Raw genomic sequence first — 21,370 nt, forward strand, 5'->3', positions numbered from 1 at the left:
ATCGATGCGCAGGACAATATGGATGCTGGCGACCGCGGGACTGGCCGCGACCGCACCGGCGCAAGAGAAGCCCGCCGCGCTCGGTGCGTCGAACCATGCGGTCGATGTCGCGATCGCCCCGCCGCCGACTGCCCCGACCTTTGCCGACGAGTTTTCGGGCACACGGATCGATCCGGCCAACTGGCGCTTCGACACCAGCCGCAACCGCGAAGGCTGGTACAATAACGAGCGGCAATATTATGCGCCCGCCGACACGCCAACCAATGCCCGCGTGGAACAGGGCGCGCTGGTGATCGAGGCGCGCCGCGAAACGCCCAAGGGCGCGGATTCGGGTGGGCAGGCCTATACCTCGGCCCGGATCGTTTCGACCAATGCCATGGGCTATGGCTTCTACGACATCCGCGCCAGACTGCCCTGCGGTCGCGGCATCTGGCCGGCGCTGTGGATGCTGCCGCCCGAGGGCAAATGGCCCGACGAAGGCGAAATCGACATCCTCGAACTGGTCGGATACGAACCCGATCTGGTCCACGCGACGCTGCACACGGCGAGGTTCAACCATGCGAAGGGCACGCAGCGCGGCGGTACACTGAAGCTGCCGACCGCCTGCGGGGAATGGCACAGCTATCAGCTCGACTGGAAACCCGATGCGATCACGATCGGCGTCGACGGGCGCGGCTATATGCGCGTCGCCAACGACCAGGCCGGCGGGCGGGCGGCGTGGCCGTTCGACCGGCCGTTCAACCTGATCCTGAACGTCGCGGTCGGCGGCGACTGGGGCGGCAAGATGGGGATCGACGACAGCAGGTTTCCCCAATCGATGCAGGTCGATCATGTCCGCTACTGGCGCTATCGCTGAAGCGTCACGACCTCGCCGCAGGCCGGGATGAAGTCCACCGCGCCCGCCAGCGGCTGGCCGGCGCGTAGCGTGTGCAGGGTCGCGATCGGCCCGCCATGCGCGACGACCAGCACGGTCGCGACATATGGCAGCGCGTCCCACGCCGCCTGTACCCGGTCGGCGACGTCGCGCCCGGTCTCGCCGCCGCCGGGCCGATAGGTTTCGGCCTCGGTCATCATCCGGTCCATCGCGGCACCGCTCTCTCGCCAGATCGCGTTCCAGCCGCGCCCTTCCCAGGCGCCGAAATCGCGTTCCAGCCAGCGGGGGTCAGCGCTGACCGGTACGCCCTGCGCCTGCGCTACCATCGCCGCCAGCCGGCTGGTCCGCAGCGCGCCCGAATGCACGATCGCATCGACCGGCGGCAGTTCGCCGACGATCCGCCGGGCCATCGCCCGGCCCGCGCGGCTCCACCCCATGTCCGACCGGCCGTAGCAGCGCCCCTTCCACGCCAGCGCGACCGGCGGATGGCGCAGCAGCAGGACGGTCACCGCGCCGCGACCGCCAGCAGCAGCGCGAGTTGTCCCATGGCCGCCGCGAAGCCCAGGCAATCGCCGGTACTCCCGCCGATCCGCCGCAGCAGGAACCGCGCCAGCCACCACAGCAACGCCGCCATCGCCAGCAGCGCGACGGCAACCGCACCGGGACGCAGCCACAGGATCGGCACGATCCCCGGAATCGCGAGCAGGACCGCCAGCGCCAGCCGCCCACCCGGCATCCGCCCGGCACGCACCGCCATCCCCGCCCCGCTCCCGACCGGCGCAAGGATCGCCGCCAGCGTCACTGCGCACAGCCGCCCGACCGTCGCCGCGCCGACGATCGCCGCCATCGCCAGTACCGGCGGCAGGGCGACCATCGCCGCAAAGCGCAGCAGCACGACCAGCCCGAGGCCCAGCGCACCATAGCTGCCGATCCGACTGTCCTTCATGATCGTAAGCGCGCGTTCCCCCGTCGCGACGCCGCCGAACGCATCGCAGAAATCGGCGACGGCATCCTCGTGGAATCCCCCGGTCAGCAACCCCTCGACCATCAGCGCCAGCACGGCGGCGACCATCGGCGGCCACCAAAGCTGCTCGAGCAGGAACGTCGCCCCCGTCACCACCCCGATCAACGACCCGACGGGCGGCAGCCACGCCATCGCCCGACCCAGCCCCACCGCCGCCTGATCCGCCGTCAGTCGGTGAAGCAACGGCACCGGCACGCGCGTCAGAAACTGGACCGCCAGCAGCGGCGGCGCCCAGCGCGGGCATTCAGTCGGCACGATCCGCCCCGATCTGGTCGAGCCGGACGACATCGTTGAGCAGCGCCGCCGCCGCATCGAGCAGTGGCAGCGCGACCAGCGCCCCGCTCCCCTCGCCCAGCCGCATCTCCCAATCCAGCACCGGCACCAGCCCCAGCGCCGCCAGCACCGCGCCATGCCCCGGTTCGGCCGAACGGTGCGCGGCGATCATTGCCCGCGCGCTGCCGGGGGCCAGCCGCTCGGCAATCAGTGCGGCGGCGGTCGCGACATAGCCGTCGAGCAGCAATGTCGCCCCCCGCGCCGCCCCGGTCGCGTGGAACCCGGCCATCGCCGCGATCTCCAGGCCCGCAACCGACGCGATCGCCGCGCGCGGATCGGGCATCGCCGCCGCCCGCGCCACCGCAGCGGCGACGACGCGGCGCTTGGTCGCCAGCACCGCGTCATCCGCACCGGCGCCGCGTCCGACGGCGGCGTCGGGATCTATGCCGGCCAGCAACGCGGTCAGGCAGGCGGCGGGCGTCGTGTTGCCGATGCCCATCTCCCCCGCGATCAGCAGCACCGCTCCCGCATCGATCGCCGCCTCCGCCTCGCCCGCGCCGACCGCCCAGGCCGCATCGAACTGTGCGGGCGTCAGCGCGTGGCCGCTGCCGATCGGCGCGCTGCCGTCCGCCACCCGCGCATCGCGAAAGAACGCCGGCCCCACGACCCGTGGCCCGACCATCCCGACATCGACCAGCCGCAACGGACAATCGGCGGCGGCGGCCAGCGCGCTGCTGGTCGCCTGGCCGCTCAGGATCGTCGCGACCATCATCTGCGTCACCTCGGACGGCCACGACGACACGCCTTCCGCGACGCAGCCATGGTCGGCGGCGAACAACACCGCCTGTCGCGGCTTCGTCCGCGCATCGATCCGCCGCTGGGTCAGCGCCAGCTCGGTCGCCAGCGTCTCCAGCCGCCCCATCGCCCCGCGCGGCTTGGCCAGCGCGTCCAGATGCGCGCGAATATCCTCGATCATGCAGCTTCCCCGGCGATATTGAGCAATGCGTCGATGTCCAGCGCCGCTTCCAGCGCGCGCGCCACCCCGTCCAGTGCGGCATCGACGCCCTCGTGCCGGTCGAGCGGATCGGCCAGCGCCCCGATCCCCGCCAGCAGCGCCGCCCGCGCACTCGCCCGGTCGAACAGGCCGTGAACATAGCATCCCGCGATCTGCCCGTCGCACGCGGTCGCACCGTCCGGCGTCCCGTCGTCGAAGCGCAGCAGCGGCGACGTGCCGGCGGCCACTTGCGTCACCCCGGCGTGGATCTCATAGCCGGCGAACGCACCGCCACTGACCAGCGTGCCGGTTACCGACCGGGTGGTCTTGGTGGCGGCAATGACCGTCTCGATCGGCAAGAGTCCAAGTCCCGCGACGCTTCCCGCCGCGCCCTCGATCCCGTCCGGGTCGGCGATGCGGTGCCCCAGCATCTGATAGCCGCCGCAAATCCCCAGCACCCGCCCGCCGCGCCGGACATGCGCGGCAAGGTCGATGTCCCACCCCTGTTCCCGTAGGAACGCCAGGTCGGCGATCGTCGCCTTGGTGCCGGGCAAAATCACCAGCGCGGCATCGCCCGGCAAGGGTTCGCCCGGCGGGATCATCCGCAGCCGGACCGCCGGATCATGGGCGAGCGGGTCGAAATCGTCGAAATTGGCGATGCGTGACAACATCGGCACCACGATCAGCGGCCCGTCGCCCCCCGCGACGTCCCGCCCCAGCGCCACCGCATCCTCGGCGGGCAGGCGCGCGGCGTCGGCCAGCCACGGCACCAGCCCGATGTCGCGCCACCCGGTCCGCGCGACGATCTCCGCCCGGCCATCGTCGAACAGCGCGTGATCGCCGCGAAACTTGTTGACCAGAAAGCCCCGGATCATCGCCGCGTCGGCCGGATCGATCACCGCCTGCGTACCGACCAGCGCCGCGATCACCCCGCCGCGATCGATGTCGCCCGCCAGCACCACCGGCACCCCCGCAGCACGCGCAAAGCCCATGTTCGCGATGTCGCCGGCGCGCAGGTTGATCTCCGCCGGCGACCCCGCGCCTTCGACCACCACCATGTCCGCACCAGCCGATAGCCGGCGATAGGCGGCCAGCACCGCATCCAGCAGCGCGGGCCGACGCGCACGATAATCGCCCGCGCGCATCACCCCCGCCACGCGTCCGTCGACGACCAGCTGCGACGTACGGTCGCTTTGCGGCTTGAGCAGCACCGGGTTCATGTCGGTCGTCGCGCCCACGCGGCACGCCATCGCTTGCAACGCCTGCGCCCGGCCGATCTCGCCGCCACCTGCGCAGACGGCAGCGTTGTTCGACATGTTCTGCGCCTTGAACGGGCGGACCGCCATGCCGCGATCGGTCAGCAAGCGGCACAGCCCGGCGACCAGCACCGACTTGCCGACGTCCGACCCCGTCCCCTGGATCATCACCGCAGCCACGGGACTATCCCGACCGATATCCACAGCAAAAGGCAGGCGGTGCGATAGAGGGTCAGCGCCCGCTCCAGATCGCGCGCATCGGGCCGCGGCCCCTCGCCCAGCACCGCGCGGTGCGCCGGCTCCCCGTCATAGGTCACCGCCCCGCCCAGCCGGCGGCCCAGCGCCCCGGCCATCGCCGCCTCCGGCCAGCCGCCATTGGGCGAGGCATGGGCGGCCGCATCGCGTCGCATCACCCGCCAGCCGCCACGGCCGGCCAGCGCGATCAACGCCCCGGCGATGCGCGCCGGCATGAAATTGACGACATCATCTGCCCGCGCCGCCGCCCAACCGAACGCGCGCAGCGCAGGCGTGCGATGCCCGACCATCGAATCGGCGGTGTTGATCGCCTTCACCGCAAACAGCCCCGGCAGCCCGAACAGCAACAGGCCCATCGCGGGCGCGACCACCCCGTCGCAGAAACTCTCCGCCAGGCTCTCGATCGCCGCCGTCGCCACGCCCGCTTCATCCAACATATCGGTATCGCGCCCGACGATCATCGCCACCGCCGCCCGGGCCGCCGGCAGATCGCCCGCCGCCAGCGGGCGCGCCACCGCCGCGACATGATCGTGCAGGCTGCGCTGGGCGAGGCCGGTGGTCGCGACAAGCACTGTGACGACCGTCCCCAACCGCTCGATCGCCAGACCCAGCACGACCGACAGCGCGACCAGCACCACCATCAGCGCCACGCCCTCCAGCCGACGCCGCCGGTTCAAGCGCGCCTCGAACCAGCCGATCAGCGCGCCGACCCCCATCACCGGATGCCACCAACGGCGCGGATAGCCGACGCCCGCCTCGACGATCAGCGCCGCCAGCGCGATCACCGTGCGACCGGCAGGATGTAGCGATGCCCCTGCGGCGTGCGGCCGATCTCGACAGCGATGCCATAGGCCTCCGCAATGGCCGGCGCGGTCAGCACATCGTCCGCCGCCCCTGCTGCGACGACCCGCCCGTCCTTCAGCAGCACGGCATCATCGGCGACCCGTGCGGCCAGATGCAGGTCGTGCAGCACCAGCACCACGCCCCGCCCGCCCACCGCCACACCCCGCAACCGCGCCAGCACGTCCAGCTGGTGCGCGGGGTCGAGGCTGGCGAGCGGTTCGTCGGCCAGCAGCCAGTCCGGCTCTCCGGCCAGCACCCGCGCCAGCAGCGCCCGACCCCGCTCGCCGCCCGACAGCCGTTCGACGCCCCGGTCGGCAAGGTCGGTCATGTCGGTCGCCGCCAGCGCCGCCGCCACCGCATCGCGGTCGACCTGCGTCTCGCCCCAGCGCCCGCGATGCGCGAACCGGCCCAGCCCGACCAACGTTTGAACATCGACATCCCAATGCACATCGGCGGATTGCGGCAGCAACCCGATCGCCCGCGCCCGCACCCGCCGGTCGAGCGTGTAGACATCCTCCCCGCCCAGCCGCGCCACGCCGCGATCGGGGCGGCGCAGGCCCGCGAGACAGGCAAGCAGGCTCGACTTGCCGGCACCGTTCGCGCCCAGCAATGCCGTCACCCGCCCTCGGGCGAACGCGAACGACACCGTGTCGAGCACGCGCTTGCCGCCCAGCGTCAGGCTGATCGCATCGGCCATCAGATCGGTCATGCCAGCCTCCGCCGCATCGCGATGAGCAGATAGAGGAAGAACGGCCCGCCCAGCATCGACATGGCGATGCCCAGCCGCAATTCGCTGACGCTCGGGGCAAGGCGCACCAGCGCGTCGGCAAAGGTCAGCAGTACCGCCCCCGCCAGCGCCGAGGGCAACAGGATCGCCGACGGACGATTGCCCGCCAGCGGCCGCACCAGATGCGGTACGATCAGCCCGACAAAGCCGATGATCCCCGCCGAGGCGACCGACGCCCCGACGCTCAGCGCGATTCCGAGGATCACCAGCCGTTGCAGCCGCCCCGGATCGACCCCCATCGAGCGCGCCGCCGCCTCGCCCAGCGTCAGTGCGTCGAGCGACCGCGCGGTCAGCGACAGCAGCACCATGCCGAGCGCAATGAGGGGTGCCGCAACCAGCACGTCGTCCCAGCTGCGATCGGTCAGCGCGCCCATCAGCCATGTCACGATCTGCGACGATACAAACGGCGTCGGCGCAAGGCTGATGGCGAGCGCGGTCAGCGATCCGGTGATGCTGGTCAGGATCATGCCGCCCAGCGTGAACAGGATCAGGCTGCCCGACCGCCCGGCAATCAGCGCCAGCAGCGACATGGTCACGCCCGCCCCGGCCAGCGCGAATCCCGGCAACAGCCACATCTGCGCGGCATAGCCGAAATACAGCGCGACGACCGCCCCGAACGCCGCGCCCGACGACACACCGAACAGCCCCGGGTCGGCCAGCGGATTGCGCAGATAGCCCTGCATCACCGCCCCCGACAGCCCCAGCGCACTGCCCACCAGCAACGCCAGCACGGTGCGCGGCAGGCGCAGTTCGACGATGATGATCGATCGCGGGTCGTCGGCGGTCCAGGCGTCGAACGGCACCCACACCTTCCCCGCCGCGACCGACAGACAGGCGGCGATCAGCAGCAGGACGATCAGTCCGAGGGTCAGCCGCTTCATGCCGCCACCTTCGCGCGGACCTGCCGCAACCGCGCCATCGCCGCGATGATCGTCGGCCCGCCGCAGTTCATCAACCGCGTCGGATAGGGCGCGACGATGATATGCTTCGCCAGTCGCCGCACCGCCGGATGCCCGGTCATCCGGTCGTCCTGCACCCCCTCCGGCGCAGTCGACAACAGCACGCGCGGCGGAGCGGCGACCAGATACTCGAGCGGGAGGACGTCCCATTGCTTGAGACCATAGGCCGCGCTCATATTGCGGAATCCGGCACGCTTGAGCAGGTCGTCGGTCAGCGTACCGCTGCCCGGCACCAGCCCGTTACCCTGCCAAACCAGCGCCCCGACCGGACGGACCCGCACCGGCACCGCCGCCGCCGCGATCCGCGCCGCCAGCGCATCGCCCCGCTCGGCATGGCCGATGGCGACGGCGATTGCGCGCACCTGCGCCATGCTGTCGGGCACCGATTCCGCCACCGGATATTGCACCAGCCGGATCCGCAGCCGCTTCAGGGCGGCGATGGTCGCCGGTTCGACATGCGGGCCGGCGAGCACGATGTCGGGGCGCAGCGCGACCACTTCCTCGGCCGTCCCCGACGTCGCCTTGAACCGGCGCGACCACGCCAGCGGGACCGAGGTAGCGCGCGCATCCTGCGAATAATGGCTGATGCCGACGATCTGCGCCGGATCGGCGACGCGCGCCAGCACCGCGTCGACGCACGGATTGATCGACACGATCCGGGGCGCACGCGGCGCGGCCGACACCAGCCACGGCGCCGCCAGCAACAAGAGGAGCGGACGGATCAATATTCGACGCCCTTCTGCGCTTTGAACCCGGCATGATAGGGATGCTTCACCTCGCCGAACTCGGTCACCAGATCGGCCAGTTCGAGCAGTTCGGGCTTCGCGTTACGGCCGGTGATGCAGATATGCTTGGTCAGCGGCCTGCCTTTAAGGAACGCCACGATTTCGGCGATCGGGAGGGTGTCGTCGCGCAGCACGATGTTGAGTTCGTCGAGAATCACGAAATCGATGGCCGGGTCGAGGATCATCTCCTTCGAGCGTTCCCATGCGGCGCGGGCGGCGGCGATGTCCTGCGCACGATCCTGCGTTTCCCAGGTGAAGCCCTCGCCCATCACCTCGAAGCTGGCAAGGTCGGGATGCGCGTCGAAGAAGTTGCGCTCGCCCGTCTCCCACTTGCCCTTCACGTACTGGAGGATCGCAACGCGCATTCCCCAGCCGATGCTGCGGATCGCCATGCCGAACGCGCTCGATGACTTGCCCTTGCCGTTGCCGGTATGGACGATCAGCAGCCCACGCTCCAGCGTGCGGCGCGCCTGCATCTTCTCGCGCGCGACCGCCATGCGCTGCATCCGGGCATTGTGGCGGGCATGATCGTCAGGGGTTTCGGTCATGGGATATACTCCGCAAGGGCGGTGGTCAGGCGGGCCAGCGCCGCGCCGTCGCGCGGCAGGCCGATGCGCAGGGCGTCGGGACGGTCGGCGAACGGCCGGGTCAGGATGGCATGGTTGCACAGATGACGGAACAACCAGTGGGCATCGTCGCACCGGACCAGCCGGAACAGCGGCGCTGCACCGATTTGCTCCAGCGGCGACAGCGCGAAGTCGAGCAGGGTGCCGACCGTCTCGATCCGTTCGAACTGTTCCGCGCGCCACCGTGCATCGCGATAGGCGGTGGTGCCGATCACGATCGCCGGCATCGATACCGGCCAGTCGCCCAGCAGATGGCGCAACGCGCCGGCGATACGCGGCCCGGCGATGACGAACCCCAGCCGAAGGCCCGGCAGGCCATAGAATTTGCCGAACGACCGCAGCACGGTCAGCCGGTCCGATGCCTCGCCGCACAGGCCGGGCGCGGGATCGGCATAGGCTTCGTCGACCACCACCGTCATCCGCTGCGCCCATGCGCGCAGCATGTCGGGCGGCGTCACCCGCCCATCGGGATTGGCCGGCGAGGCCAGCACCAGCAGATCGGCATCGCCCGGATCGGCCAGCGCCGCGACGCATCGCGCCTCGCCCCAGGCGGCGTGATGCCCGGCATAGCCCGGCCGCACCACCGCCGGCCGCTCCGCCGCCAGCACGACCGCCAGCAGCCGCAGCGCGAGATCGGTGCCGGGCACCGCCACCACCTGCGCCGGATCGGCGACACCGAATGCCAGCGCCGCCGCCGCTTCCAGCGCGGCCAGTTCGCCCGGTTCGGGCAACCGGGCCACCCCCGGATCGACCCCGTCAACGGGATAGGCCCAGGGCGCGATCCCCGTCGACAGGTCGATCCAGTCGCCCCCGCCGAACGCACGCGCGGCGGCAGCCACCCGGCCGCCATGCGCGCAGAATTCGGCGAGGGATGCCACCATATCAGTAGCGAACCCGGACACCGCCATAGGCGGCACGGCCCGGCGTGCCGTACTGGAAAATGGTCTGGTAGCGTTCGTCGAACAGGTTTTCGACGCGGCCATAGACCTCGACCCGCTGCGTGATCGGGAACGCCGCGCGCAGGTCGGTCAGGACATAGCCGTCCAGCCGGCGGGTGTTCGACGCATTGTCGAAACTGTCGCCGACCATCGTGACGGTCGCTCCGGTCGACAGGCCGAATGCCCAGCGATAATCGGCGTTGACCGTCAGGCTGTCCGACGGCCGCCGTTGCAGCTTGCGCCCGAAATTGGTGGTGCCGGCCGAACGGTTCTGTGCATCGAGATACGTATAGGCCGCCGCGACGGTGAATGCCTCGACCGGCTTGAGCTTCAGCGCGAACTCCAGCCCCTTGGCCTCTGCCCGCTGGATATTGTCATAGGTGCCGAACGGCCGCCCGGCGCAGATGCCGGTGCCGTTGGCGGGGCAGGAGATGAACGCGATCAGGTCCTTGGACGTACGGTCGAACCACGTCGCACTCGCCTCCACCGCGCCGTCCAGCCCACGCTGGGTGATGCCGGCATCCCAGCCGTGCGAACGTTCCGGAGTGAGCAGCGCGTTGCCATATTCGCTCTGCAACTGATACAGGGTCGGGGCCTTGAACCCTTCGGAATAGCTGGCGCGCAGCAGCGTATTGCCACCGTTCGGCGACCATACCCCGCTGCCGGAAAACACCGTTGCTCCGCCGAACACATTGTGATCGTCATGGCGCACGCCGCCGGTCAGCGTCAGATGTGCGATCGGCGTCACCGCGATCTGGCCATAGACGCCCAGCAGCCGCGCCCGGCCGGTCGTCGCCGGCCCGCCAAAGCTGGACGTGGTGAAGCGCGACACTTCACGTTCTACGCCGAAGGTCGCGAAGACCGCATCGGTAACGTCGAACGACCCCTGGTAATCGATGCGGTCGTTGCGCCCCTTGCCCCGGAAGGTTTCGGTGGGCACGCTGTCGGGATCGTCGTTGGTGCGGTTGCTCTGGGTATGGGCATAGCCGACGCGGTTGCGGAACCGCCCGTCGAACAGCGCGGCGTTCAGCCCGGTATAGCCGGTCCACTGTTCGGCATTGGCGACTTCGCGCGTGTCACCGAAGCTGAACGTCGGCGCGGGGAAGCCGTCGATCCCGGTCCGCCCGTTCGAATAGAAGCCGCGCACATCGACCGACACATTGTCGGCCAACGCCACCGCGACGCTGCCGTTCGCGCCATAGTTGCGGTATCCGTCCTTCTCGCGACCCGATGCATAGGCCGAGATGCCGTCGGTGGTGAAATATCCGCCGCCGATGCTGGCGGACACCGGCCCCGCCTTGCCCGACACGTTGGCGAATGCCTGTCCGGTGCCGAACGATCCGCCTTCCGCACGGGCGTTGATCGCCAGCGCCTCGGTCGGCTGGCGGGTGATGAGGTTGACAACGCCGCCGATCGCCTGGCTGCCCCACAGCACCGACTGCGCGCCGCGCAGCACTTCGATGCGGGCGATATTACCGATCAGCAGGTTGCCGAAATTGAAACCGCCGCCGGGCGACGACGGATCGTTGAGCTTCACGCCGTCGATGAGCGCCACGGTCTGGTCGCTGTCGCCGCCGCGAATGTTGACGCCGGTGGTCGTGCCGATGCCGCCATTGCGGCTGACGGTGACGCCGGGCGTCTGGCGCAACAGGTCGGACACGACCACCGCCTGCCGGGTTTCGATGGTCGCGGTGTCGAGCACGGTCACCGCCTGGCCGACGGTATCGACCGGGCGCGCCTCACGGTTCGCGGTCACGACGATGTCGTCGGCATCGTCCGCCACGCGCTCAAGGCCGGCGGTCGACTGCGCGCTCTGCGCAAAGCTCGGGGTCGCCGCCAACAGGCACGGCAGCAACAGGAAACGGGTCTTCATTCGGGTAATCCCCCTTGGCATCAAACAAGGGGACGCGCGGCGCGGGCGCCGGAACAGGCTGTTCTCCGCGCGTACGACCCCCAAACGACGTCGTCACGCGAGGAAACCCTCGATCGCCCGGCACACCCCGTCCGCGCGAAGGACAACCGCGACGGGCAGGTCTCCTGGCTCGCGGGTCATCGCCTTGCCCGGCCTTCCCGGATTTGCATCCAGTGGCACGCGGGGGAGCAAGGCTCGCCGGTCACAGTTGCGGGGGCAGCCCCGGATGGCACGTGATGACCACGCGCTTCCGGGTTCCCTTTTCATCCCATTTCTGGGAACCTGTCGCATCCGCGCCCTTAAAGCGCATCGGGGCACAGGACAAGATGGCGACGACGACGCTGTTCGTGGGGGGCGCACGATCGGGCAAGAGCCGGCTGGCGCAGGCGGCGTGCGAAGCGCTGCCGGGGCCATGGACCTATATCGCCACGGCGCAGGCGTGGGACGCGGAGATGGCCGATCGCATCGCGCGCCACCGCGCCGATCGCGGCCCCGGCTGGCGGACGGTCGAATGTCCGGTCGACCTGGCGACCGCGATCCGGGTGGCGGAGGGACCGGTACTGGTCGACTGCCTGACGCTGTGGCTGACCAACGTGATGCTGGGCGGGCACGACGCCGAACGACACAGCGCCGACCTGATCGCCGCCATCCATGCTGCGCAACATCCGCTGATGCTGGTCAGCAACGAAGTCGGCCTCGGCATCGTGCCCGAACACCTGCTGGGCCGCGAATTTCGCGATACGGCGGGGCGGCTCAATCAGGCGGTGGCGGCGGCGGTTGGACGGTGCTGGTTCGTGGTGGCGGGGATGGTATTGCCGCTGCAGCGGTTCGATCCCCTTCTCCTGCCCCCAACCGTTCGTGCTGAGTAGAGACTGAGCTTGTCGAAGGCTCGTATCGAAGCACCTGTGGCGGTCCTTCGATCCGCCCTTTCGACTTCGCTCAATGGCTACTCAGGACGAACGGCATCGTTTCTCGAAGCGGTTTTCAAGACTTCCCGCAACGGAGTCCACGCCACGTCATAGCGCCCATTATCCACCGGCGCGCTCGGCGCGCGGCCGTCGAACATGTTGTGGAGATACTGCATTCCCTGCCACGCCGGAAACACCTGATCCCGCGCCGGAAACAGCCGGCGGGTCACCCCGATCATCCGCGCCAACGTGGCCAGCGACCCGGCGCGCAACAGCCCATAAGGCTTGCCCGTCACCTCGCCCATCAACGCCGCCAGATCGCGCGCGCTGACCTGTGCCCCGGCGATGTGCAGGTTGCGCGGCGCGGCGGGATCGAGCGCGGCGGCGGCGGTATAGGCCGCCACATCGTCCTTGGTCGTCAGCGCGAACTTCGTGTCGGCATCGCCCCAATACAGCACGCGCCGCACCCGCCGCTGGATCAACGGCATCTGCCCATCGAGCATATCGGCGAACGCGCCGTTGAAGATGGAGGTCGCGACGATCGGCGCGGTGTCGATCCGGGTGCGGAAGGCGCGGCGCAGGTCGAAATTGCGGTTGGTGCCGGTCGGCAGCGCGCGATAGTTGATCGAAAAGTCCGACGGAATGAACCGCGCCGCCCCGCCGCCCAGCGCCGCGTCGAGCAGCTTCGTCTGGGTATCGAGGATCGTGTCGCCAAGGCCATTGAGCGCCGACACGACGCACACCACCCCGCGACAGGCATGGGCCAGCGCCTGCGCGTCGTCGAAGTCGACCGGCCACGGATCGGCCCCGATCGCCGCCAGCGTCGCGATCCGGTCCGGCGCGGTGCCGGCGCGGACCAGCGCGCGCACCTTCGCGCCGCGCGCCACCGCCGCCTTCGCGATCCGCCCGCCCAAATCGCCCGTCGCACCTGCGACGATGATCGTGTCCATCTTCGTTCCCCGTAGCCTTCCCCGGCGAACTGCCGATCCCGTCGTGCGTTCCCGCCACACGGAACGCAAGGGGGTGCCACCAATGGACGAAACGATCGCGGCCCCGTGCTGCCCGATCTGCGGCAATGATCGCTGGCACGACCGCGCGCTGCCCGAATGCACCCATTGCGGGCTGGCGCTGACCGACCTGCGGTTCCCGGCGGAGGCCGTGCGCGCGGCGATCCGGGCGCTGCTGACCGGGGGGACGCCCGCCACGGGGATCGCCCTCGCCCCGCACGCCCGGCGCAATGCCGGCTGGGCGCTGGGCCTGGTGGCGGACGGCGAGCGCTGGCGCCCGGCAACCGCCGAACCGCACGCCGTCACCCTCGGCATGATCGCCCGCGCCGGCGAAAGCGCGCGGATCGCCGGGCTGCTGCACGACCTCGCGCCGCATTTCGAGGATCGGATCGTCCTGCTCGACGGCAGCGACGCCGATGCGGCGGCACTGGCACGGGCGGTTCCCGGCGCACGCGTCCACGCCCATCCGCTGAACGGCGACTTCGCCGCGCAACGCAACCGGGTGCAGGCGCTGGCGGACGGATGGGTGCTGCAACTCGACAGCGACGAGACACCCGATGCGGCGCTGCTGGGCGCGCTCGGCTGGCTGACGGCGGCGGCGGATCGGGACGGGCTATGGGCGCTGGGGCTGCCGCGCCGCAATTGGGTCGACGGGGTGCAGGCCGCGTTGTGGCCCGACATTCAGTATCGCCTGAACCGCGCGCACATCCGCTTCGCCGGCACGGTGCACGAACGCCCGGTGGTGCCGTTCGACCGCACCTCCTTGGCGCTGGCGGGTGCGATCGACCATCACCTCGCCCGCGCCCGCGTGATCGAACGCTCGCGGGTTTACGAGGCCATGTCGACGGGCGCCGGCCGTCCCGGCGACGAAGCAGCCCTGCTCCGCCCCTTCATCGCCGCGCCGTAAGCCGCAACGGTTTCGGCGGCGAGGCCGGCGCGGGTGAAGCGTCCCGCCGCGACCCGCGCCGCCGTCGACAGCGCCCGCCGCAGGTCGCCGTCGCGCAGCATCCGCCGCAGGATCGCACCCAGTGCGTCCGCCGTGCAATCCTCCGCCAGCAGCCCTGCCCCGCTGCCTCCGACGAACAGTCTCGCGCTCGGGTCCTCGCCGCACGCCGCGATCGGGCGGCCAAAGGTCATCGCCTCCTGATAGACCAGCCCGAAACTCTCGTAACGCGAAGGGGCGACGACGATATCGGCGGCGGCGAGCGCGGCGTGCAACGCATCGTCCTCGACCCGGTGATAGCTGTCGATCCGCCTGCGCGCCGCCGGGGGCAGCGCGTCCAGTTCCTGTCGTCGCAGCCCGATCATCGTCAGCCGGAAATCGGGCAGCGTCCCCGCATCCGCTTCGCGCGCCAGCACCGGCAGCGTCCCGATCAGCGCGTCGGTTCCCTTGCGCGGTTCGTTGCGCCCGACGAACAGCAGCCGCAGCACGGCGTTGCCCGGCGGATAGGGAGCCGCCCGCCCCGCCTGAACGATCGCCGGCGGCAGGCTGAGGCCGATCACGGCATGGCCCGGCCCCGGCGGCAGTGTGCCGTATAGTGCGGCGATCTTCGCGCCATGCGCCTCGGTATTCGAAATCAGCCTCGCCGACGCGCGCGCGGACACCGCCTCCAGCGTGATCGCCGACCAGCGATCGATCCGGTCGCGCAAGGAGCGCGGGCGGGCGGCACTGGTCGCGACCGGCGTCGAATTGCGCGTCACCAGCGGCGCCGGCCCGGTCAGCGCGACCCACAGCCCCGGCGCATACCAGTTGGTCGCCTCCACCACGTCGAACGGCCGTTCGGCATGGAGCCGTCGCACCGTCCGCGCGATCATCGCCGGGCCGCACAGATGGCCGATGCCGGGCCAGCGACGCAGGCGCGCCAGCCAGCCCTGTTCCACCGCGCCGATCACCTCGACCGCGCCGTCCATGTGGCGACCGGTCCGGTCCATCGTCACGACGCGCACGTCATGCCCCGCCTCGGCCAGCGCCTGCGCAATTTCGCTCGCCGCGCGCGACAGGCCACTCTTTTCAGGGGGATAGGCCCAGCTGAGCAAACCGATCCTCATGCCCCGACCCCCGTCGCCAACGCGATCCGTTGCCGGTACAGCGCCACATAGTCCTCTGCCATGCGCGTCGCCGTGAAGCGTTGCTCGAACCGCGCCCGCACGCCCGCCCGGTTGATCGTGTCGATCCTGGCCAGTGCCGCGGCCGCTTCCGCCTCGGTCTTCACGATGAAGCCGGTGACGCCGTTCTCGACGACTTCGCGCACGCTACCGCGATCCCATGCGATGACCGGCGTTCCACACGCCATCGCCTCGATCATCACCAGCCCGAACGGTTCGGGCCAGTCGATCGGGAACAGCAGCGCGGCGGCCTCGCCCAGCAGCGTCTGTTTCGCGCGGTCGTCGACCTCGCCGACATGCACCGCATCCTCGCCCAGCAGCGGCGCGACCTGTTCCGCGAAATAACGCGGGTTGCCGACATCGACCCCGCCGGCCAGCCGGATCGGCCACCCGGCGGCGCGCGCGACGCGGATCGCCACGTCGGGCCGCTTCTGGTCGGTCATCCGCCCGATGAACGCGACGCCTTTGCCGCCCGGCCCCGCCACGAACCGGTCGACCGGAATACCATGATGCACCACCCCCGCCCGGTTCGCACGTGGCAGGTCTCGCGCCTGCGCCTGCGAAATCGCGGCGACCGGCAATTCGGGAAAGCTGTGGAAGAACAGTTTCCGGTCCAGCTCGTCCAGCCGCCAGTGGACCGTGGTCAGGCTGCGCCCGATCCGGTCGCCCAGCACGGCGGCATGGGCAAACTCGCCATGGCAATGCACGATGTCGAAGTCCGTAAGATGCGCCGCCAGCAACCCCAGCTGCGCCGCCTCCAGCGCGGCGGGCACGCCGGGTGCGACCGGTCCGTGATACGCCTTCAGCGCCGACAGGCTGGGATGCGCCGACAAATGCCGCGCGGTGGTGACGCTGTCGCTCGGCGCGATCAGCGTCACGTCATGGCCCATCGCCATCAACGCTTCGGTCAGGTCGGACACGACCCGTTCGGTTCCCCCCGTGCCGCGCGGCGGCGTGGGGTAGATGACCGGGGCGACCTGCGCGATGCGAAGCGGGGATACCATCGCCGACCGGAACAAAGGGCAGGCGCAACGGTTCCTGTGAGGGCGGCAATAAGTCCGCGTTTTATAACGGGAAAGTTCCGTAATGTTCATCCTCCACCTCGCTCTGCAAGGATGTCTTCGCGCGCAGGAGGTGGAATATGGGATAACGGCGGATACCGGCGGCCATATCCGCTACCTGCTCGATCTGGTGGCGGCCGCCGGGCGGCATCCGGCGATCGAGCGGACCGAGATCGTCACCCGCGCCTTTCGTGGGCAGCCGTTGGGCGATCGCTATTGGCGCGCGGTCGAGGCGATCGACGACACCACGCGGATCGTCCGCCTGCGCTCGGCCAGCGACGCCTATCTGGCGAAGGAAGCGCTGTGGAGCGAAACAGACAGCTTCGTCGACGCGCTGGTCGCCCATATCGAGGGGCTGGACCGCCGTCCCGACCTGATCCACGCCCATTATGCCGATGCCGGCGCGGTGGCGGCGGCGGTCAAGGCGCGCCTTGGCATCCCTTATCTCTTCACCGCCCATTCACTGGGGCAGGTGAAGCAGGTCGCGTTCGGCACCGATTGTGCGGAAACCGTCGGCCTCGAGCGCCGTATCGCGATCGAGGACCATGCCATCGCCCATGCCGACGCGATCATCGCCTCGTCGCGGGACGAGGCGGAGGTGCAATATGCCGGCTATCCCAGCTACGATCCCGGCCGCATCCGCATCATCCCGCCGGGCAGCGATCTGGGCCTGTTCGCCGGCACCTGCACCGATGCAATGGTCGATGCGCGGATCGACCGCTTCCTGGCCGACCCGTCCAAGCCGGTGATCCTCGCGCTGGCGCGGCCCGTCAGCAAGAAGAACCTCGCCGCGCTCGTCCATGCCTATGGCCGCTGCCCGGCGCTGCAAACCGCCGCGAACCTCGTCATCGTGGCGGGCACCCGTGACGATCCGCGCAGCCTCGAACCCGAACTGGCGGGCAACATGGCCGAACTGTTCGCGCTGATCGACCGCTACGACCTCTACGGATCGGTCGCGATTCCCAAGACGCACGCGCCGCACGAAGTCCCCGCCATCTATGCCCATGCCCGTGCCAGGCGCGGCATCTTCGTCAATCCGGCGCTCAACGAACCGTTCGGCCTGACGTTGCTGGAGGCGGCGGCATCGGGCCTGCCGCTGGTCGCGACCGACAGCGGCGGACCGAACGACATCATCGAAGGCTGCAACAACGGCATCCTCGTCGATCCGCGCGATCCGATGGCGATCGGGCAGGCGATGCTGAAGATTCTGTCCGACGACGACCTCTGGGATGCCTATTCGCACGCCGGGGCGACCGCCGCCGAGCTGTACGACTGGGACGGCCATGTCGCCCGCTATGCCGAACTGGCGGCGGCGGTGATCGCACCGCCAGCGCCTGCGATCGAGGCGCCGCGCCTGCTGCTCGTCTCCGACATCGACAATACGCTGCTGGGCGAGACGGAAGCGGCGCAGGCGTTCAACCTGTGGCATGGCGACCAGCACGACATGCTGTTCGGCATCGCCACCGGGCGCAGCCTGCACAGCGCGCTGGCGATCCTCGCGCAGAACCACGTCGCGCCGCCGGCGGTGATGATTACCTCGGTCGGGTCGGAAATCTACCATCGGGTCCATGGCGGCGTGTATGAACGCGACGATGCGTGGACGGCGATCATCGATGCCGGCTGGGATCGGGCGGCCATCGCCGCGTTGCTGGCCGCAGCGTCCGACCTGCGCCCGCAAAGCCCGCTCGAACAACGCAGCCATAAACTCAGCTATTTCACCGGTGGCGAGGCGGACATCGCCCAGCGGGTCCGCGACCGGTTGGCCGATGCCGGCCTGACCGCGTCGGTGATCCACAGCCATGGCCGATATCTCGACATATTGCCGCTCGCCGCATCCAAGGGGACGGCAGTCGACTATGTCCGCCGCCGCGCGCAGATGCGCCGCGATCAGGTGATCGTCGCGGGCGACAGCGGCAACGATGTCGAAATGCTGCGCGCCTGCGCGCACGCGATCATCGTCGGCAATTATTCGGACGGCCTCGCCCAGCATCCCGACCTCGCCCACAGCTACGTCGCCCGGCGCGGCTATGCGTTCGGGATCATGGAAGGGGTCGCCCATTTCCGTGGGCAGCCGGCGCAGCGACTGTCGGCGTGATCTCGGTCTGTACGCTGGCGCGCGGGCGGACCGCGCAACTGGCGCAACTGATGTCGGGCCTCGCCGCACAGACGCTGAAGCCCGACGAACTGGTCATCGCCTACATGCAGCCGCACGCGCCGGACGGCCTGCCCGACCCCGGCGTTCCGGTGCGCAATGTCTTCGTACCCGGCGATCCGATGCCCCTGGCCGAGGCGCGCAACGCGGCGGCGCGGACGGCGCGGGGCGACCGGCTGATCTTCCTCGACGTCGACTGCGTGCCCTCGCCAACCCTGGTCGAGCGCTATGCGCAGGCGCTGGATATGGCCCCCGCCATCTATCTGGGCGAAGTCCGCTACCTGCCGCGTGGGGCCTTCGATCCGGCGCTGGGTGTCCGCCACCCGGCCAGGCCGGCGCTGGCCGACGACGAAATCCGCCCCGTGCCCAGCCATGGCGAGCTGTGGGGCCTATCCTTCGCCCTGCCCCGGTCGGCATGGGACGCGGCGGGCGGCATGGACACCGGCTATGTCGGCTATGGCGGGGAGGAAACCGACTTCGCCTGGGCATTGGCGGCCGCCGGGATACCGATGGCGTGGGTCGGCGGGGCCGTCGCCTATCACCAGCATCACGCCGTCCACATCCCGCCGCTGCACCAGTTCGACGCGATCCTGCGCAACGCCACCCGCTTTCGCGCGCGTTGGGGCCGATGGTGCATGGACTATTGGCTGGGCCAGTTCGCCGCGGCCGGGCTGATCCGCTGGAACGCCGATGCGGACGCCATCGAACGGCTGCGCGCGCCGACCCCGGCCGAAATCGCCGCCAGCCGACGCGAGGATGCGCTGTTCAGCTAAGGCCTGATCCACCGTACCCCCGCGCAGGCGGGGGTACGGTCATGCCTGAACAAGCCTGAGCATCTCCATCGAATCTGCACACCCCCTCCCTTCGCAGCCGACATCGCCCTGCCATACCCACCGGCAGACAAGCCTACGAAAGGACCGCCATGACCCGTTCGATCAACCTGCATTGGCTCGGCTGGGCCGGCGCCGCCGCACTGCTCGCCGTGCCGTTCCTCGCCGGCGCGCCATGGTCGCCCGCCGATTATGTCCTTGCCGCGGTGATGCTGGGGATCGCGGGCGGCGCGATCGAGCTTGGGCACCGCGCGTCGACCGGCCTCGCCTATCGCATGGGTACCGTCATCGCGGTCGCCGCCGCGTTCCTGCTGGTGTGGATCAATCTGGCGGTCGGATTTTTCGGCAGCGAGGATAACGCCGTCAACGCGGTCTTCGGCCTCGTCCTGCTGGTCGCGGTCGGCGGCACCCTGCTCGCCCGGCTGCGTGCAGGCGGCGTCGCGCGCGCCATGACCGCCGCCGCCGCGACACAGCTGGCGATCGGGGTAACCGGCATCGCCGCCGGCTGGGCCGGCCCCGGCATCTTCGGCGTGCGGCAGACATTGGGCGGCACCGCCTTCTTCTGCATCCTCTGGCTCACCAGCGCCGCGCTGTTCGCCGGCGCCGCGCGTCAGTCGGCCCAGAGCCGCACCGCCAGCCCTTCGATATAGTCCGCCGCCCGCGCCGCAGCGCCGGGATCGTACAGCGCGGCCAGCGCCGCCGGGTCGAGCGCCCTGGCCGCATCCAGCAACCCGCGCCAGGGGACCAGCGACCCCGGCCACTGGTGCAGCGCCACCGCCGCGCCGACCTCCGCCAGCCGGTCCGCCTTGCGCGTCTGTTCGGCGAAATACCGCCATTCCGGCGCGCAGATATAGGGGCGGCCGACCCGCGCGATCTCGTGCACCGTATTGTCGCCTGCCGATGCGATCACGACGTCGGCGGCGGCGATATGGTCGGTGACGCCATCGACCCAGCCCTTTTCGACCAGATTGCCGAAGTCGGTCTCATGCCCCTCGCGGTGGACCGGCCCGACGACCAGCCACAGCGCGTCCGGTACCGCCCTTGCCGCCATGGTCAGCGGGGCGTAGGGCGTCCCCGCCCCCCCGCCGCCGGTCAGCACCAGCACGACCTCGCGGTCGGGATCGATACCCAGCTTCGCGCGCGCCTCCGCCCTGGTCGGCACCGCATCGGTCGTGGTGCACAGGCCCCCGGTGTAGCAGGTCTTGGCCCGGCCCCATGCCGGAAAATCGTCCTGCTCGATGGCCTCGTCGAATGGCGCCAGCAACCCGACGCACGCCTGATACGCGCCCAGATGCCCCGGATCGGTGCGGTCGCCATGCATCCGGATCTTGATCGCCGGCACGCTGGCGATCCGCGCCATCAGCGCGATCTCCGCAGAGACATCGACCACGAACAGCGCCGGCGCAACATCGTCCAGATGGTCGAGGATCGTCCGCATCGTCCGCCGCGTGGCATCCACGCCCAGCGGTACGCAGTGCAGCACCTCCGGCGTCGGCTGGTCGAACAGCGCTGCGGTCGGCACCGGTGCGCCGATCATGTTGGGCAGCTGGACCAGATCGATCGGCCGGTCGAACCCGTCGAACAGGTCGGGGCGCGCGCACAGTATGGTGACGCGGCGGTCGGCGGGCAGTTCGCGGATGATCGCCATTGCCCGGTTGGCATGGCCGCGACCCTGATGATGGATGAAGAAGGTGATCGGTCGCGTCGTCATATGTCCCCCGGAGAAACCCGTCTTGGCCCACGAACGCGGGGGAACCCTTGCCGGCTCCCCGCGTAGCCC

The 21,370-nt window shown here is 70.1% G+C and carries 21 protein-coding genes and 1 riboswitch; of the genes, 6 read left to right on the plus strand and 15 right to left on the minus strand.

Annotated elements, in window-relative coordinates; all coding sequences use genetic code 11:
* The first annotated feature begins 22 nt into the window (after window positions 1-22).
* Window positions 23-856 (plus strand): glycoside hydrolase family 16 protein, encoded by an 834-nt coding sequence (locus ASE83_RS00905; protein WP_055787181.1) that lies wholly within the window; start codon window positions 23-25, stop codon window positions 854-856.
* Here the strand turns inward: ASE83_RS00905 and ASE83_RS18310 are convergent.
* The 11 genes from ASE83_RS18310 to ASE83_RS00960 are packed head-to-tail and all read right to left on the minus strand — an operon-like array spanning window position 847 to window position 11,487.
* On the minus strand, window positions 847-1,383 hold the full coding sequence (locus ASE83_RS18310; protein WP_235513171.1) for a histidine phosphatase family protein: 537 nt from the start codon (window positions 1,381-1,383) through the stop codon (window positions 847-849). The two genes, ASE83_RS00905 and ASE83_RS18310, sit on opposite strands and share 10 nt — an antisense overlap.
* On the minus strand, window positions 1,380-2,153 hold the full coding sequence (locus ASE83_RS18315; RefSeq protein WP_235513170.1) for an adenosylcobinamide-GDP ribazoletransferase: 774 nt from the start codon (window positions 2,151-2,153) through the stop codon (window positions 1,380-1,382). Before ASE83_RS18315 ends, ASE83_RS18310 begins: the two co-directional genes overlap by 4 nt.
* On the minus strand, window positions 2,143-3,147 hold the full coding sequence (gene cobT / locus ASE83_RS00920; protein ID WP_055787172.1) for a nicotinate-nucleotide--dimethylbenzimidazole phosphoribosyltransferase: 1,005 nt from the start codon (window positions 3,145-3,147) through the stop codon (window positions 2,143-2,145). Before cobT ends, ASE83_RS18315 begins: the two co-directional genes overlap by 11 nt.
* A complete protein-coding gene (locus ASE83_RS00925; RefSeq protein ID WP_055787168.1) occupies window positions 3,144-4,601 on the minus strand; it encodes a cobyric acid synthase in 1,458 nt (485 codons plus the stop codon). The genes cobT and ASE83_RS00925 overlap by 4 nt, the downstream gene beginning before the upstream one ends.
* Window positions 4,589-5,458 (minus strand): adenosylcobinamide-phosphate synthase CbiB, encoded by an 870-nt coding sequence (gene cbiB / locus ASE83_RS00930; RefSeq protein ID WP_055787769.1) that lies wholly within the window; start codon window positions 5,456-5,458, stop codon window positions 4,589-4,591. Before cbiB ends, ASE83_RS00925 begins: the two co-directional genes overlap by 13 nt.
* Window positions 5,458-6,228, minus strand: coding sequence for an ABC transporter ATP-binding protein (locus tag ASE83_RS00935; RefSeq protein WP_055787166.1), 771 nt, complete (start codon window positions 6,226-6,228; stop codon window positions 5,458-5,460). The genes cbiB and ASE83_RS00935 overlap by 1 nt, the downstream gene beginning before the upstream one ends.
* Window positions 6,225-7,187 carry a FecCD family ABC transporter permease gene (locus ASE83_RS00940; protein ID WP_055787163.1) on the minus strand — a complete coding sequence of 321 codons (963 nt, stop codon included), beginning with the start codon at window positions 7,185-7,187 and terminating at the stop codon, window positions 6,225-6,227. Before ASE83_RS00940 ends, ASE83_RS00935 begins: the two co-directional genes overlap by 4 nt.
* Window positions 7,184-7,990 carry an ABC transporter substrate-binding protein gene (locus tag ASE83_RS00945; protein WP_235513169.1) on the minus strand — a complete coding sequence of 269 codons (807 nt, stop codon included), beginning with the start codon at window positions 7,988-7,990 and terminating at the stop codon, window positions 7,184-7,186. Before ASE83_RS00945 ends, ASE83_RS00940 begins: the two co-directional genes overlap by 4 nt.
* On the minus strand, window positions 7,987-8,598 hold the full coding sequence (cobO, locus tag ASE83_RS00950) for a cob(I)yrinic acid a,c-diamide adenosyltransferase (protein WP_055787160.1): 612 nt from the start codon (window positions 8,596-8,598) through the stop codon (window positions 7,987-7,989). Before cobO ends, ASE83_RS00945 begins: the two co-directional genes overlap by 4 nt.
* The gene (locus tag ASE83_RS00955) at window positions 8,595-9,557 is read right to left on the minus strand and encodes an aminotransferase class I/II-fold pyridoxal phosphate-dependent enzyme (protein WP_055787158.1); all 963 of its coding nucleotides are present in this window, start codon (window positions 9,555-9,557) and stop codon (window positions 8,595-8,597) included. Before ASE83_RS00955 ends, cobO begins: the two co-directional genes overlap by 4 nt.
* Before the next feature lies 1 nt (window position 9,558).
* The gene (locus ASE83_RS00960; RefSeq protein ID WP_055787156.1) at window positions 9,559-11,487 is read right to left on the minus strand and encodes a TonB-dependent receptor plug domain-containing protein; all 1,929 of its coding nucleotides are present in this window, start codon (window positions 11,485-11,487) and stop codon (window positions 9,559-9,561) included.
* Window positions 11,488-11,624: 137 nt separating this feature from the next.
* A riboswitch (cobalamin riboswitch) is annotated at window positions 11,625-11,827 on the minus strand.
* 25 nt (window positions 11,828-11,852) lie between these two features.
* On the opposite strand from ASE83_RS00960, the gene cobU reads away from it, so the two are divergent.
* Entirely contained in the window at window positions 11,853-12,395 is a 543-nt protein-coding gene (gene cobU, locus ASE83_RS00965; RefSeq protein WP_055787154.1) for a bifunctional adenosylcobinamide kinase/adenosylcobinamide-phosphate guanylyltransferase, read from the plus strand.
* 77 nt (window positions 12,396-12,472) lie between these two features.
* Here the strand turns inward: cobU and ASE83_RS00970 are convergent, their stop codons facing one another.
* Entirely contained in the window at window positions 12,473-13,384 is a 912-nt protein-coding gene (locus ASE83_RS00970) for an NmrA family NAD(P)-binding protein (RefSeq protein WP_055787152.1), read from the minus strand.
* An 82-nt stretch (window positions 13,385-13,466) separates the two neighbouring features.
* Here ASE83_RS00970 and ASE83_RS00975 point away from each other — a divergent pair, with 82 nt between their 5' ends.
* Complete coding sequence (locus ASE83_RS00975) at window positions 13,467-14,348, plus strand: hypothetical protein (protein WP_055787148.1); 882 nt, start codon at window positions 13,467-13,469, stop codon at window positions 14,346-14,348.
* Here ASE83_RS00975 and ASE83_RS00980 read toward each other — a convergent pair.
* Together ASE83_RS00980 and ASE83_RS00985 are read right to left on the minus strand one after the other, a co-directional pair.
* Entirely contained in the window at window positions 14,270-15,490 is a 1,221-nt protein-coding gene (locus ASE83_RS00980; protein WP_055787147.1) for a glycosyltransferase family 4 protein, read from the minus strand. The genes ASE83_RS00975 and ASE83_RS00980 overlap by 79 nt on opposite strands.
* On the minus strand, window positions 15,487-16,551 hold the full coding sequence (locus ASE83_RS00985) for a glycosyltransferase family 4 protein (protein WP_055787763.1): 1,065 nt from the start codon (window positions 16,549-16,551) through the stop codon (window positions 15,487-15,489). Before ASE83_RS00985 ends, ASE83_RS00980 begins: the two co-directional genes overlap by 4 nt.
* Window positions 16,552-16,681: 130 nt before the next feature.
* On the opposite strand from ASE83_RS00985, the gene ASE83_RS00990 reads away from it, so the two are divergent.
* The 3 genes from ASE83_RS00990 (at window position 16,682) to ASE83_RS01000 (ending at window position 20,240) form a co-directional block, all read left to right on the plus strand.
* On the plus strand, window positions 16,682-18,703 hold the full coding sequence (locus ASE83_RS00990; protein WP_235513168.1) for an HAD-IIB family hydrolase: 2,022 nt from the start codon (window positions 16,682-16,684) through the stop codon (window positions 18,701-18,703).
* Window positions 18,700-19,533: a glycosyltransferase family 2 protein gene (locus tag ASE83_RS00995; RefSeq protein ID WP_235513167.1), complete on the plus strand. Its 834-nt coding sequence runs from the start codon at window positions 18,700-18,702 to the stop codon at window positions 19,531-19,533. The genes ASE83_RS00990 and ASE83_RS00995 overlap by 4 nt, the downstream gene beginning before the upstream one ends.
* A 149-nt stretch (window positions 19,534-19,682) precedes the next feature.
* Window positions 19,683-20,240, plus strand: a complete 558-nt coding sequence (locus ASE83_RS01000; RefSeq protein ID WP_055787141.1) for a hypothetical protein — start codon at window positions 19,683-19,685, stop codon at window positions 20,238-20,240.
* On the opposite strand, the gene ASE83_RS01005 is transcribed toward ASE83_RS01000, so the two are convergent.
* On the minus strand, window positions 20,201-21,301 hold the full coding sequence (locus tag ASE83_RS01005) for a glycosyltransferase (protein ID WP_055787139.1): 1,101 nt from the start codon (window positions 21,299-21,301) through the stop codon (window positions 20,201-20,203). The genes ASE83_RS01000 and ASE83_RS01005 overlap by 40 nt on opposite strands.
* Window positions 21,302-21,370 lie beyond the last annotated feature (69 nt).

The sequence above is a fragment of the Sphingomonas sp. Leaf32 genome (assembly GCF_001421765.1).
Classification (GTDB): domain Bacteria; phylum Pseudomonadota; class Alphaproteobacteria; order Sphingomonadales; family Sphingomonadaceae; genus Sphingomonas.